This is a genomic window from Caballeronia sp. ATUFL_F2_KS9A, assembly GCF_023630765.1.
Taxonomy (GTDB): Bacteria; Pseudomonadota; Gammaproteobacteria; order Burkholderiales; family Burkholderiaceae; genus Caballeronia; species Caballeronia zhejiangensis.
Window position 1 is genome coordinate 46,983 of record NZ_JALQEK010000056.1, and the last position, 13,721, is coordinate 60,703.

Consider the following 13,721-nt stretch of genomic DNA (forward strand, 5'->3'; position numbering starts at 1 on the left):
CGCCGCAATAGCGCTCACGAGGGTCGAAAACGCGCCGTCGCGGTCCATCTTTTTCATTGCGCAAGCGTGTTGACAGCCGTGCGTATCCGCATGACGAACTCCTTGCATGTCTTGTGAGCTAGTTCGTCTTTGCGTGCCGATTGGTTACACGACGGGAAACAGAAAAAGAAAAACCCGTCTGTAACCGAACGCGGACTCGCGACGAATTCACCCGTATCCGACGCTTCATCACGGGGACCGACATGCAAACGACACTCACGCAGACGCGCGAAACCGCGCAACGCATTCCGCCCATTCATCCGCTCTGGCTGCGCATCACGCATTGGCTCAACGCGTTCGCCGCGCTGATCTTGATGCTTTCGGGCTGGCGCATCTACGACGCTTCGCCGGTGTTTCCAGGCATCGTCATTCCGACGTCGATCACGCTCGGCGGATGGCTCGGCGGGGCGTTGCAATGGCATTTCGCCGCGATGTGGCTGCTGGTCTTCAACGGCATCGTGTATCTCGCGCTCAATCTCGCGAGCGGCCGCTTTCTTGCAAAGTTCTTTCCGCTCTCGCCGCGCGCCGTCCTGCACGATCTGATCGCGGCGCTCACCGGCAAGCTTTCGCACGCGGACCTTCGTCAATACAACGCGGTGCAGAAGCTCGCTTATCTCTTCGTCGTGATCGATCTGATCCTGCTCGTTCTGTCCGGTCTCGCGATCTGGAAGTCGGTGCAGTTTCCCTTGCTGCGCGAAATGATGGGCGGCTATGACCGCGCACGCGTCGTGCATTTCTGCGCGATGGCGTTGATGGCTGCGTTCGTGGTCGTGCATGTCGCGATGGTCGCGCTCGTGCCGCGTTCGCTGCTCACCATGCTGCGCGGCCGCTGATCGGGAGACTCGCGATGAACACGAACGACAGAAAGATCATGAAGTTCGACCGCGCCTCGATACTCGCGGACGCGCGCCGCAAACTCGACATGCCTTCGCGGCGTCTCTTCGGCAAGCGCATGCTGACGCTCGGCGGCCTGTCGCTGTTGACCGGCTGCTCCATCACCGATGAAGACTCGGTCAACACGTTCCTGACCGCCGTCTCGCGCCTGAACGATCGCGCGCAGGCGCTGCTCTTCGACCCGAAGCGTCTCGCGCCCACTTATACCGAAGCGCAGCTCACGCGACCGTTTCCGTTCAACGCGTATTACGGCATCGACGACGTGCCGCATGTCGATGGCGGCGACTATCGGCTGAAGGTGAGCGGCCTCGTCACGGGCAAGCGTGTGTGGACCTTGCCCGAGCTGTATGCGCTGCCTCACGCGGAGCAGATCACGCGGCACATCTGCGTCGAAGGCTGGAGCGCGATAGGGCGATGGGGCGGCACGCCGTTCTCCGAGTTTCTGCGTCGCGTGGGCGCGGACACGACCGCGAAATACGTCGGCTTTCGCTGCGCGGACGACTACTACGAAAGCATCGACATGCCGACCGCGCTGCATCCGCAGACCTTGCTCACGTTCGAATACGACGGCGAGCGTCTGCCCGCGAAATACGGTTATCCGATGAAGCTGCGCATGCCGACCAAGCTCGGCTACAAGAACCCGAAGCACATCGTCGAGATGTTCGTCACCAATACGTATCCGGGCGGCTACTGGGTCGACCAGGGCTACAACTGGTTCGGCGGTTCCTGATCGCCGCACCGCATTTTTTGCTTTTCAACCCACGAAGGAGATGCACCATGAAGCGACTGATGACCGCAGTGTTTGCAACCATGATGGCGCTCGGCGCTTCGTCCGCGTTCGCGCAGGCGAGCGGCGCGATGTCCAACGACGCCATGTCTCACGATGCCATGAGCAAAAACAGCATGTCTCACGACTCGATGAGCAAGGACGCGATGTCGCACGACTCGATGAAGAAGAGCGACAAGATGAAGAAGAACAACGCGATGGGCATGGACCATCCGGCTTCGGGCGCGATGTCGCAGTAAAAGCGAAGGCCGGGTGCGCGCCCGGCCTTGCTTACCCGTGATTAGTCGGCGAGGAATTCCTTGATCGCCGCCGCGATCTGCGCCGCGTGCGTTTCGAGCGCGAAGTGGCCCGTATCGAAGAAGCGCACGTCCGCGTTCGGGATGTCGCGCTTGAACGCTTCCGCGCCCGGCGGCAGGAAGAACGGATCGTTCTTACCCCACACGGCGAGAAACTTCGGCCGATGCTCGCGGAAATACGCCTGAAACGCCGGATAAAGCGCGACGTTGTTGCGATAGTCGGCGAACAGATCGAGCTGCACTTCGTGCGCGCCGGGACGGTTCAGGTAGTAGTCGTCGAGCGAGTAACCATCGGGCGAAACCGCCGACGCATCGGGCACGCCGTGCGTGTATTGCCACTTCGTCGTGTCCTTCGTGAGCATCGCGCGCAACGCATCGCGATTCGTCTGCGTCGGCGTCTGCCAATACGCGCGGATCGGACTCCAGCCGTCGCTCAGTCCTTCCTCATAGGCATTGCCGTTCTGCGAAACGATCGCCGCGATGCGTTCCGGATGCTTCAGCGCGAGGCGGAAACCGGTCGGCGCACCGTAATCGAAGACGTAGACCGCATAGCGATCGAAGCCGACCCGTTCCGTGAAGCGGTCGATCACGCCGGCGATGTTATCGAACGTGTATGCGAAGCTGTCGCGGCTCGGCATGTCGGAGAGGCCGAAACCGGGAAGATCGGGCGCGACGATATGAAAGCGGTCGGCCAGGAGCGGAATCAGGTCGCGAAACATGTGGCTGGAACTGGGAAAGCCATGCAGCAAGAGCAGCTTCGGCGCGTCTGCCGGACCGGCTTCGCGATAGAACACGTTGAAACCGTCGACGTCGATATGGCGATGAGCAATGGTGGACATGGTTGTTTCTCCGCGAGTGAGGGCGTTCGTTCGTGTAACCGTTAAACGTCTGCGATGAAGGTTACTTATCGACTGTGTAACTTGTCAAGTGCGTTTTTAGCGGTTACGATGAAGTCATCGTAGAAACACCGCTGGACCGAAGAAATGGAATACCGCTCACTTCCCGCATTCTTCGTGGCTGACGCGCCCGGCCTCGACTTTCTCAACTCGGTTGCCACGCCGGTCGATGAACCCGTCGACTGGCTCGCCGACGGCGAAGGCTTTTTGTCATGGCTCGAGCAGGCGAGGCTCGTGCCCGCCGACGTGCTTGCGCACATGCGTTCGCAAATCGCACCCGCCGAACTCGACGAGGTCGCGGCGAAGGCGCGCGGCTTGCGCGAATGGTTCAGATCGTTCGTGCAGAAGAACAAGGGGCGGCCGCTCGCGGCTAAAGACCTGCGCGAACTGGAAGCGCTGAACACCGTGCTGATGCGCGATGAACAACACGGCGCGATCGTCGCGGATGCAAGCGCGTCGAGCGGGCTTGCATTCGCGATGCAGCGCCGCTATCCGACGGCCGAGTCGCTGCTGATGCCGATTGTCGAGGCGCTCGCGAGACTCGTCTGCGAAGAGGATTTCACCTACGTCAAAGCGTGCGAAGGTCCGACATGCACGCTGCTATTCGCCGATCACACGCGCGGTCACGCTCGCCGCTGGTGCAGCATGGCCAGTTGCGGGAACCGCGCGAAAGTCGCCGCGCATCGCGCGCGGCTCAGGGAAGGAAAGGGCGGTTGAGTTCTAATGGCGTGACGCGAGATCGAAGGTCCGGCCCCTGCTCGAGGTTACCGGACGCCGGGACAAGGTCGCGCACTCATTGTTCGCCGCAGGTCTGGAGCTCTGGTGTGGCGTGCGACGGTTCACTGGATCGGCGGCACCACGCCGAGCTTTTCGGCCAGCATTCTCTCGTAGACTCCGAAGTGCAGATCGACCTCTTCCTGCGTGACCACCGTCACGGAAATATTGATCTTCGTGGGCTGCAGGCCGAGGACCGTCGCGATCGCCACCTCCAGTTGCGGCGCACATAACCGGTCGTCGGCGAACGTGGTGCCGACGGCAATCTCGTAAGCAGATTCCTGCTGGAAGACGACTTCAACGAGCCGCGCACGCGCGCTCATGTTGCTGTCGATAGCCAGCCGGATGACCTCGACCGCCGTACGCATCGTCTCGGTCGGAAAACCCCTTGTCGAGCGCAGCCGGATTCGGTGCCGGCCCAGGGTCAGCCAATCGTATTCGAATTCCATGATGTCCTCGCATGGTCCGTCGGAAGCGTCGTGAAGATAGGGTGCGGGCATTCCAATTCAAGAGCGGAAAGTCGCAAAAATCCCCTTGAAATTTCCGCTCGGGATCCTATCTTGAATTCCGCTCAGGCAGTCGCGCCAGCAGTCCGGCGCGCTGCGTGTTTCGATTTGTTTGCCCGCAGCATGGCAGACGAACTGGAGCGCGTAGGCCGGTTCGTCTTCCTGCTGGTTTCAAGGAGGAAATGACCATGAGCGATCTCTACTTCGGGACCGACCTCTTCAGCGAGTTCGACCGTCTGCAACAGCAGATGGCGAGCCTCTTCGGCGGTTTCCCCTCCAGCATCCGTTCCGGGCGCTCGGGCGCCTTCCCGCAGGTCAACATCGGTTCGACCGACGACTCGATCGAGATCGTCGCGTTCGCGCCGGGTGTCGATCCGGCCAGCCTCGATGTATCGATCGACAAGGGGCTGCTGACCATCAGCGGCGAGCGCGGGAGCGTACAGCCGGAAGCCGGCGACGACACCCGTACCTATGCGCAGGAGCGGTTCGTCGGCGCTTTCCGGCGCGTCATCGAGCTGCCGCAGCACGCGGACCCCGACAAGGTCACGGCGCAGTACACCAATGGCTGCCTGACCGTGAGCATCGGCAAGCGGGAGACGTCGAAGCCGCGCGCCATCACGGTTCAATGAAACGCGTCGCAGAACGTAGGAGGACATCATGAACGACACGACCAAACTTGCCAGGAAAGACGACACGACGGTGGCTCGGCGCGACGACGAGCAGTCGCCACGCCGGATCACGCTGGCGCCGCCCGTCGACGTCTTCGAGGATAGCCAGGGCGTCACTCTGTGGGCGGATCTGCCCGGCGTGACGAAGGACCGGCTCGATGTGAAGGTCCACGACGGCAACCTGTACATCGAGGCCGAGGCGGTGGTGCCCACGCCGGCAGGACTGCGCCTGCAGCATGCGGAGATCCGCCAGCCTCATTTCGCGCGGGCGTTCTCGCTGGGGGCTGACTTCGACGCATCGAAAATCGATGCGAACCTGAAGAACGGCGTGCTGAAGCTGACGATACCGCGCCGCGACGAAGCCCGGCCGCGCCGAATCGAAGTGCGTACGAACTGAGGCCGGCGGGCGGGCAGCAACGACAGGAGAACGTGGGTGGCGGCCGTCTGCCGCTACCCTCCGACTGCGCAGACCCGGATGCGCACCGTCATCAAGGAGCGCTCGCGCGGACATACACGCGATTGCCGGCCATCGGCCAGGGCAGGCACCCAAGAAGCGCCTCTGTGGCGCGCGGAGATCGGGCGGGCCGGGCCGTTAGCTCAGTTGGTAGAGCAGCGGACTTTTAATCCGTTGGTCACTGGTTCGAATCCAGTACGGCCCATATCGGCATCACACGTCGGGGCTTTCGCCCAGCCAGGGCACATTCTTTGCGCAGCAAGGGGCATTGCAAGGAGATCCCAGCATGACCCAGAAATCCGCCGATCCGCAAGACAACCCCAAATCGCACCCGACGTCGAACGCGGAAAAAGACCCCGCCGACTGGACCACAGGCGATGAGCCGATGACCGGCGCGCAGGCGTCTTACCTCAAAACGCTCTGCGAAGAAGCCAAGGAGCCTTTCGACGAAACCCTGACGAAAGCCGACGCGTCCCGCCGCATCGACGAACTTCAGCAAAAGACGGGGCGCGGTAAATCAGGCTGACGGCAAGCGTCCGAATCCGGCACGCGTGCCTAAATTTTCCGATTCTGCAGCCGTAAACGAGTCATGTCAGATCGTCTTCGGCCGGAAGAAGGCTTAACGAGCGCATGCGTGTCGACCTCATCACCCTTTACCTGTTAGCGATAGGAACGCTCCTCGCCAGCAGCGCGCTGACGCTCTGGGAGCGCCGGTCGTATCCGCGGCGCAGGCGCGAACTCGGCGTGCTCGCGGCCGGTTATGCGACGCTCGCGCTCGGCTGCGCCGCCGCGTCGATGCGGCACGGCGTGCCCGGCCTCCCCGGCGTCGTGGGGGCCGCGGTGTCGAATCTCATCATCGTCGGCGGGTATCTGCTCAATCTGCAAGGCGTCGCGCTCCTGAACGGACGCCGCTACGGCCGGTTCGCCGTCGGCATCCTGTCGATGCTCGCGCTCGCCTGGGCCATCGCGGGCAAGCGCGGCGAAGCGGTCATGTGGGCGTACATCAGCGCCATTCCCATTGCCGTGGTGTGCGGTCTGACTGCGCGCGAACTCCTCGGCACGCGGGATTCGAAATGGAAGCAGTCGCGCAACATCGCCGTGGCCGTCACGGGCGGCCACGCGCTCTTCTACGCATTCAGGGCCGCGATTCTGCCGTGGCTGGCGGCGTCGTTCGGACCGCAGTTGCTGGCGATCGCCGGTCAGGCGACGATGTATGAAGGCGTGCTCTATTCCGTCGTTCTGCCGATGACGCTCCTGCGCCTGGCGCGCGACGAAGCCCACGCCGATCTGCGACGCGAATCGCAGACCGATTACCTCACGGGTCTCGGCAACCGCCGATGGTTCTTCGAAGAAGGCGCACGCGTCATCCGCGAAAGCGACGCCTTTCCGCCGGCGTCGTGTCTCGCGCTCGACCTCGACCGCTTCAAGGCGATCAATGACCGCTTCGGCCACGAAGCCGGCGATGACGTACTGAAGTCGTTCGCGAAGATTCTGCGCAGCGTGCTCGGACGCGATGTGATCCTGGCGCGCATCGGCGGCGAAGAGTTTGCCGCGCTGTTGCCGGGGCACGAAAGCGCCCGCGCGAAAGACCTGGCCGAAGCCGTCGTTCGCCGCTTCGCGCAGACCGTCACGCGCACGGCGGGCGGCGTGGAGATCGAGGCGACGGTGAGTATCGGCATGGCGCGCATCGGCACCGATGAAGACACGCTGGAAAAAGTGCTCGCTGCCGCGGATCGCGCGCTCTACAGCGCAAAATCGCGCGGCGGCAACCGGCTTGAAATCGCGCGAGCCGCGACGGCCCGCGCGAATCTCGACGATGCGCCGGACCGCCGTCTGACGGCACTCTGAGCGTTCATTCGCCTGGGTCGAGCAGCCCGTTGCGACACCCGGACGATCACCGGCTGCTCAAGAGCTTGTCGAAGTCACGATCGAGTCCGGCCAACGATGAATCGATCGTCTTGCGCTTCTCGGCCACCCATGCGTCCTGCTGCGCGATCTTCGCTCTTGCCGCAGTCAGCATGCGTGCCATCTCGGCCGGTTGAGGCCCGCCGACGGTACGCCGGTTATCGACGATAGCCGCCGGATTCAGCGTCGAACGAAATTCCTCTTCGCTCATCGGCAGCACGCCGTTGCCGTAGCCTTTGGTCGTTTCGGCGTAGATGCGCTGCGCCTGATCGTAGGGGAAATCGCTGGGCTTGATATCGTTCGCTCGCGCGTATTCCACGACCTCCGACGCGAAGTGGTGGCCCAATCGGAAAGGCAGCTTGTATTTGCGCATCAGCACGTCGGCGACTTCCTGCGATGCGGTCCAGTCGCTGTTCAGTTCCTCCAGCGCCCGGCCCTGATCGATCACCAAAGCCTTGAGAATGTCGTCCCATTTGCGCAGGACGGTGATAGCGCTGTTCACCATTTCCTTGTTGTCCCTGACTTCCTTCGCGTCCGGCATGCCGGGCGGCAGATTGTGTGCGCGAATGACCGGTCCCATCGCGAGCGTGATGGCAGTCGATGCATCCGCGCGTGTCGAATTCAGCAGGCCCGGATTGCGCTTCTGAGGCATCGCGCTGGAAACGTAGGTGTTGTTGCCGCCTTCCTGAAGCAGAATCCACGGACGCGGCTGCGCATATTGCGTCATGACGTCCTCGATGAAACTGCCCGCATGAAGCGCGATGCTCGTCACGATCGAGCCGACTTCTACCGGATGATCGACCGCGGCGATCTGATGCGCGTCGTAGGCGTTGTCGACGATGTCGGCGAAGCCCAGATATTGCGCCATGCGAACGCGGTCCAGCGGCCAGCTCGTGCCGTTCAGCACCGTGGTTCCCATCGGGCACAGATCGATGCGTGCGTACGCTTCGCGGATGCGCTGCGCGTCGCGATCGAGGGCGGCAGCGTAACCGAGCAGATAATGCCCGTAGCTGTTCGGCTGGGCGGCGACGCCATTGGTGTAATTCGGCACGATGGTGCGCTCGTGCTTTTGCGCCAGCGTCACGAGCGTCGCGGATGTCTTGTTCAACTGTTCGGCGAGGCGCAGCATATCGTCGCGCAAGATGGCGGCGCGATACGTGGCATGCATGTCCTGGCTGGAGCGCCCGGCGTGCAGCAGCGTCGCATCCATTCCTGCGGCTTGAATCAGCAGCAGCTCGAATGTGATGACGGTGGAAGGGCGCTTGCCGCCAGGTTGATTGCCGTCGTGAATCACTTTGGCGAGGCCTGCCGCGATGCCGGGCACCAACGCCTTGTCCAGCAACCCTTCCTGACCATTGATGACCGCGGTAGCCTTGTTGATTTCGCCGAGCCAGTAAAACTCGTCGCGGTTCGTCGTCTGCTGGGCGCTCGCGGGCAACGCATGGAGAAGAATCGCGAAAGCGAGCGGAATTACCTTCTTTCTGAGCACGGTCTCGATTGTCCTTGTCGCTGCAGTGACAGCGTTTGTTCGAATAGCCGTTGCGCCGATAGCGAAGAGCGCATTCTAAACGCGGGCCTTTTCATCCATCATCGCAATCGATGAAGCGGGTCATCGCGGTGTCTCCTCGATCTCGCAAGCGCGGCGGGTTCATCGATGCGAATCTGGAACCCGAGCTTTCGCGCCGCTTTCGATGGCGCGCGCCGCCGATGCGCGCTTCGTAAAGCTAAAATTGCGGTTTTAGCCCGGAATACGTGCATGTCCTTCGCCTCGCTTGGCCTGATCGGTCCGTTATTACGTAATCTGCAGGACCTCGAATATCGGACACCTACGCCGGTGCAGGCGAAGGCGATTCCTGCCGTGCTCGGCGGCAAGGACGTCATGGCTGCGGCGCAGACCGGCACTGGCAAGACGGCGGGTTTTGCGCTGCCGCTGTTGCAACGGCTGGTGCAGCACGGTCCGCCGGTGTCCAGCAACCGGGCGCGCGTTCTGGTGCTGGTGCCTACGCGTGAGCTGGCAGAACAGGTGCTGCAGAGCTTCATCGAATACGGCAAAGGCCTCGACTTGCGATATCTGGCCGCCTACGGCGGTGTGAGCATCAATCCGCAGATGATGAAGTTGCGCAAGGGCGTCGATGTGCTCGTCGCCACGCCGGGCCGTTTGCTGGATCTCAATCGGCAGAACGCGGTGCAGTTCGATCAAGTGCAGACGCTCGTGCTGGACGAAGCCGACCGCATGCTCGATCTCGGCTTTGCGCGCGAACTGAACGCTGTCTTTGCGGCGTTGCCGACCGAGCGCCAGACGCTGCTGTTCTCCGCCACCTTCACCGACGATATCCGCGCGATGGCGGCGGGCATTCTGCGCGGGCCGGTCAATATCAGCGTCAGTCCGCCCAATGCGACGGCCAGCAAGATCAGGCAGTGGGTCGTGCCGGTGGACAAGAGAAACAAGCCTGATCTCTTCATGCATCTCGTGGCCGAGAACAACTGGGAACACGCGCTGGTGTTCGTCAAAACCCGCAATGGCGTGGATTATCTGGCGGCGATGCTGGATGAAGCGGGATACGCCGTCGACACCATTCACGGCGACAAGCCGCAACCCGCGCGCTTGCGTGCGCTCGAGCGCTTCAAGACGGGCGAAGTGAGCATGCTGGTCGCCACCGACGTAGCCGCGCGCGGGCTGGATATCGATGACTTGCCGCTGGTGATCAACGTCGATCTGCCGATCGTCGCGCAGGACTATGTGCACCGTATTGGCCGTACCGGACGCGCGGGCGCCAGCGGTGTGGCGGTGTCCTTGGTGTGTGCCGATGAAGCGCCGCAACTGGCCGCGATCGAAGCGCTGATCCGGCAAACGCTGCCGCGTGAAGAAGAGCCGGGTTTCGAGGCCGAACACCGCGTGCCGCAAACCAGCGCGACGGGCCAGATCATCAAGAAACCCAAAAAGCCGAAGAAGCCCAAAGTCGCGCCGGCCGCGACGTCCCGCGTTGCGGACGCGGACAAAGGCATGATCTCGCCTGGCAGCAATCCTTTCGGCGTGCAGAAGCCACGCGGCAAATCCGCCGGCAAGCCAGCGGCGGGGTCGCGCAAGCCCGCTGGTAAATCCGCTGATGGGCGAAGCAAACGGCGACCCTGATCCGGTCTGAACCTCAGCGTGGCGATAAACGACCGCTAGTGGCCGAGAGCAATCAGCGAGACCCTGTCATGGCACGGCGGTCGAGCGTGACGTCACGGATGCGCCGCGCGGCCACGATCCGCTCTTCTTTAGCCTTTCGAATCCGCTGAACAACCGGCCGTTTTCGAGTCTGATCGCCGGATCGCGGTGCTGACGCTTGCCTTACGCTGATGACGTCGATGGTCGGCTTCCCGAAAGCCGCATCGGACACATCAAGCGCGGTTCATCGCCGCGCCCGCATCCTTATCGGTAAGGTCATCGTGAAGCCCATTCCTTTTACCGCCGCGGCGAGCGCGGCGTTTTCCCTGTGTCTGTCCGCGTGCGGCGGATCGACTCCGTCGACGTCGGGCGGCGTATACATGGGCCCGGTCGCGAACGCATCGGTGACCGTGCACGAGATCGCGGCCGACGGCACCGTCGCCGACAAGGCTTCCGCCATCGCCACGACCGGCAGCGACGGCACGTTCAAGCTGACGGGCACGCTGCGCTATCCGCTGCTCGTGCGCGTGAAGGGCGGCAGCTTCGAGGAAGAAGCGAACGGCACGGCGACGACGCTCACCGGCGAACTCGCCGCGGTCTATCTGAGCGCGCCCTCGCAGATGGTCGTCTCCGCGTATTCGAACGCGATCGTCGCCGATGCGCGCGCCGCGGGCGGTCTTATCGCGGGCAATATCGCGGCGGCTATGTCGCGCGTGAACGCGTTCGCCGGCGATATCGACGTGCAGCAAACCATGCCGGCACTCGTCGCGGCCGGCACGGCGTCGACGGTCACGGACGGCGCGAAGATGGCGCTCGCCCTCGGCGCGGAGTCCGAAAGCCGCACGGCCGACGGCAGCAGCATCGAGGCGAGCACGCAGGACATCGTCGCGCAGGCGGCCAACGGCGACACGCTGACGTCGTGTCACGCGGGCGCGGGCAACATCGCGGAAGACGGCACGGTGAGCGCGCCGGGCGGCGGCAACTGCTCGATCACGACGGGCGCGGCGACGTATATGTCGAATCCGCGCAACCGCTCGGGCATCACGTCGGTCGCACAGATCGAGCCGGTGATGCCAGGCGCGGTGCAGACCGCGAAGGGCAGCGCGAGCACGTGCGGCGACCGCGTCGCGCTTCTGACCGATAACCTCGCGCTCTTCGATGGCCGCCGAAACGACGTGCAGGCGAAGCTCACCGGCAAGCTGACGAAGACCAACTGGTCGACGCTCAAGACGCCGAGCAGCTGGGGGCCGCTCGCCGGCCAGTACGGCGCGATCCAGGCGCCCGCCGGGTGCGCGGATATCGGCACGTTCCAGCGTGAACTGGTGATCGCGGTCGAGAATTACTGGGTCGATCAGAACATCAACTATTGCCACCACCATATTCCGGGCTGGCTGCCGTTTGACGATTCGTCGGACGCCGATCCGAAATATCGCAACTCGTCCAAGGGCAGCACGTCGGGCGGAAAGACCGATCCGGCGCAGAAGTACGGCATGACGTGCACGGCGCAGCGCAGCGGCGTCGACGGCTCGCAGGTCGTGCAGCGCAAGGGCGAAACGAACGCGGCCGCGCTCGAGCCGGCGCAGATTCAGTGGCACGGCGTCGACTGCTCCGACTTCACCGCGTGGGTCTACAACTTCGCGGGCTTGACCACGGACAATCGCGAAGTCGAAACCGGCATCACGACGCAGGCGTGCATGACGCCCGCGGGCGCCACGACGACGCCGAAATGGGCGGGCGTCAAGCAAATGGGCGTGTTGCTCGACATCAACCACGGCAATTTCGATGCGACGTCGAAGCTGCTGTTGCCGGGCGATCTGCTCTATATCACGCAGGCGCCGAAGAAGGTCAACGGCGTGACGGTGCCCGAAACGGCGACGTCGACGATCGCGTTGTCGCACGTCGTCACGTGGACGGGCAAGACGTGGTCGCAGTTGCGCAACGGGCCGGACGGCTGGCGCTACGATCCGGCGCACATCGGCGAGCCGGGTTCGCGTCTGGGCGGCGATCTAGCGTACATCCTCAACGACGACGACGTCGAGGCCGCGCTGAAGCGTCTCGATCCGTACATGATCATCGACAGCCATTACGCGGGTCCGGCGTATCGCCCGTTCTACGGCTGGTATCGCGGCAGCGTGTCGAACGCGCGACGCATCATCGATGCGGACGCGGCGCGCGCGAACCCCGAACTCGCCGATCTGATCATCGAGCAACGTTCGACGCGCGCGGCCACGACGACCACGCTCGGCCAGATCGTGCTGGCGTCCAATCGCGGTCTCAAGAACGGCTACACGCTGCAGTACACGCAAGGCAGCAACGGCGCGATCGCGGACTGCGAACGCGTGGGCATCGCTAAATAAAGCGGCGTAAAAGCCGTCAAGCAACGGCGCGGCAAGACCACGGACAGTCGCCTCTTCGGCGCACTGCTGGACGTTTTTGGCCGCGCCGCTTCGAATAGGCGAGGACGCCGCCGCGGCCGGGTAGCGTGTGTTCGAGGCCGCCCTCACGAGCGACCCTGTGTACGCGCCAAGCTACGGACATTACTTCCCGTACATGTCGAAATCGAAGTACCGTGCTTCAATCTTGCGATAGGTTCCGTCGCGCAGCATTTCGGCGAGGGCGCCATTCAACGCCTCACGCAGTTCCGGATCCGATTTGCGCACGCCGGCGGCGTCGCCGTCGCCCATGATCTTCGCGTCATAGACCACATCGCCCGCGAATGCGAAACCCTTGCCCGCGGGCGTCGCCAGAAAACCCAGCTTGCCCTGCACGGCATCCATCAGCACCGCATCGACGCGGCCCGCCGTCAGATCGGCATACGCCTGGTCGTAGCTCGGATACGCGACCACTTCGACGCCGGACGATGCCCACTTTTCCCGCGCATAGGTTTCCTGCACCGTGCCTTGTTCGACGGCCACCCGCTTGCCCGCGAGCTTCGACGCGTCGGGCAGCAGATGCGCGCTCTCCTTGGCGATGAGGCGCGTCTGGTTGCGGTACAGCCGGTCCGTGAAATCGATCTGCTCGCGGCGCTTCGCGTTCGCTGCCATCGATGACAGGATCACGTCGAACTTGCGCGCCTGCAGGCCGGGGATCAGGCCGTCGAAGCTGCTTTGCACCCAGACGCACTTCGCCTTGAGTTTCGCGCACAGTGCATTGCCGAGGTCGACGTCGAAGCCCACGACCTGACCGTCCTTCGCGACCGATTCGAACGGCGGATAGGTCGGGTCGACGCCGACGCGGATCGTGCTCCATTCCTTGGCCGATGCCATCGTGCTGACGGCCATCAGGGCGAGCGCGGCGGCGGTCAACATCGTCTTTGCGCGGGTGGTCTTCATTGGGGGCTCCGTGTGTGGG

At 63.4% G+C, this 13,721-nt stretch carries 14 protein-coding genes and 1 tRNA gene; 11 read left to right on the forward strand and 4 right to left on the reverse strand.

The window, feature by feature from the left end:
- Positions 1–242 precede the first annotated feature (242 nt).
- From NCS67_RS31215 to NCS67_RS31225, 3 genes are read left to right on the forward strand one after another with little or no spacing between them, the layout of a single operon-like run.
- A complete protein-coding gene (locus tag NCS67_RS31215; RefSeq protein ID WP_250437879.1) occupies positions 243–872 on the forward strand; it encodes a cytochrome b/b6 domain-containing protein in 630 nt (209 codons plus the stop codon).
- A gap of 14 nt (positions 873–886) precedes the next feature.
- On the forward strand, positions 887–1,663 hold the full coding sequence (locus NCS67_RS31220; protein ID WP_250437880.1) for a molybdopterin-dependent oxidoreductase: 777 nt from the start codon (positions 887–889) through the stop codon (positions 1,661–1,663).
- Positions 1,664–1,710: 47 nt separating this feature from the next.
- Entirely contained in the window at positions 1,711–1,959 is a 249-nt protein-coding gene (locus NCS67_RS31225) for a pentapeptide MXKDX repeat protein (RefSeq protein WP_008345665.1), read from the forward strand.
- 41 nt (positions 1,960–2,000) lie between these two features.
- Here the strand turns inward: NCS67_RS31225 and NCS67_RS31230 are convergent, their stop codons facing one another.
- Complete coding sequence (locus tag NCS67_RS31230) at positions 2,001–2,855, reverse strand: alpha/beta fold hydrolase (RefSeq protein WP_034471088.1); 855 nt, start codon at positions 2,853–2,855, stop codon at positions 2,001–2,003.
- A 144-nt stretch (positions 2,856–2,999) separates the two neighbouring features.
- Here NCS67_RS31230 and NCS67_RS31235 point away from each other — a divergent pair, with 144 nt between their 5' ends.
- Positions 3,000–3,629, forward strand: coding sequence for a CGNR zinc finger domain-containing protein (locus NCS67_RS31235; protein ID WP_250437881.1), 630 nt, complete (start codon positions 3,000–3,002; stop codon positions 3,627–3,629).
- A gap of 122 nt (positions 3,630–3,751) precedes the next feature.
- Here NCS67_RS31235 and NCS67_RS31240 read toward each other — a convergent pair whose 3' ends face one another.
- Positions 3,752–4,135 carry a hypothetical protein gene (locus NCS67_RS31240; protein WP_033535688.1) on the reverse strand — a complete coding sequence of 128 codons (384 nt, stop codon included), beginning with the start codon at positions 4,133–4,135 and terminating at the stop codon, positions 3,752–3,754.
- Positions 4,136–4,380: 245 nt separating this feature from the next.
- Between NCS67_RS31240 and NCS67_RS31245 the strand changes: the two genes are divergently transcribed.
- The 5 genes from NCS67_RS31245 (at position 4,381) to NCS67_RS31265 (ending at position 7,162) form a co-directional block, all read left to right on the forward strand.
- On the forward strand, positions 4,381–4,821 hold the full coding sequence (locus tag NCS67_RS31245) for an Hsp20/alpha crystallin family protein (protein WP_250437882.1): 441 nt from the start codon (positions 4,381–4,383) through the stop codon (positions 4,819–4,821).
- A 28-nt stretch (positions 4,822–4,849) separates the two neighbouring features.
- Positions 4,850–5,257, forward strand: a complete 408-nt coding sequence (locus NCS67_RS31250) for an Hsp20/alpha crystallin family protein (RefSeq protein WP_008345656.1) — start codon at positions 4,850–4,852, stop codon at positions 5,255–5,257.
- Positions 5,258–5,446: 189 nt separating this feature from the next.
- Positions 5,447–5,519 (forward strand) — tRNA-Lys (locus tag NCS67_RS31255).
- Positions 5,520–5,600: 81 nt separating this feature from the next.
- Positions 5,601–5,840, forward strand: coding sequence for a DUF3072 domain-containing protein (locus NCS67_RS31260; protein ID WP_008345654.1), 240 nt, complete (start codon positions 5,601–5,603; stop codon positions 5,838–5,840).
- A gap of 104 nt (positions 5,841–5,944) precedes the next feature.
- On the forward strand, positions 5,945–7,162 hold the full coding sequence (locus NCS67_RS31265; protein ID WP_008345652.1) for a GGDEF domain-containing protein: 1,218 nt from the start codon (positions 5,945–5,947) through the stop codon (positions 7,160–7,162).
- A 46-nt stretch (positions 7,163–7,208) separates the two neighbouring features.
- Here NCS67_RS31265 and NCS67_RS31270 read toward each other — a convergent pair whose 3' ends face one another.
- Positions 7,209–8,708 (reverse strand): argininosuccinate lyase, encoded by a 1,500-nt coding sequence (locus tag NCS67_RS31270; RefSeq protein WP_250437883.1) that lies wholly within the window; start codon positions 8,706–8,708, stop codon positions 7,209–7,211.
- Positions 8,709–8,975: 267 nt separating this feature from the next.
- Here NCS67_RS31270 and NCS67_RS31275 point away from each other — a divergent pair, with 267 nt between their 5' ends.
- Both NCS67_RS31275 and NCS67_RS31280 read left to right on the forward strand, forming a co-directional pair.
- Positions 8,976–10,352, forward strand: a complete 1,377-nt coding sequence (locus NCS67_RS31275) for a DEAD/DEAH box helicase (RefSeq protein WP_175982151.1) — start codon at positions 8,976–8,978, stop codon at positions 10,350–10,352.
- A 278-nt stretch (positions 10,353–10,630) separates the two neighbouring features.
- On the forward strand, positions 10,631–12,727 hold the full coding sequence (locus NCS67_RS31280; protein ID WP_502801891.1) for a hypothetical protein: 2,097 nt from the start codon (positions 10,631–10,633) through the stop codon (positions 12,725–12,727).
- A gap of 180 nt (positions 12,728–12,907) precedes the next feature.
- Here NCS67_RS31280 and NCS67_RS31285 read toward each other — a convergent pair whose 3' ends face one another.
- The gene (locus NCS67_RS31285) at positions 12,908–13,702 is read right to left on the reverse strand and encodes an ABC transporter substrate-binding protein (protein WP_175982149.1); all 795 of its coding nucleotides are present in this window, start codon (positions 13,700–13,702) and stop codon (positions 12,908–12,910) included.
- Positions 13,703–13,721 lie beyond the last annotated feature (19 nt).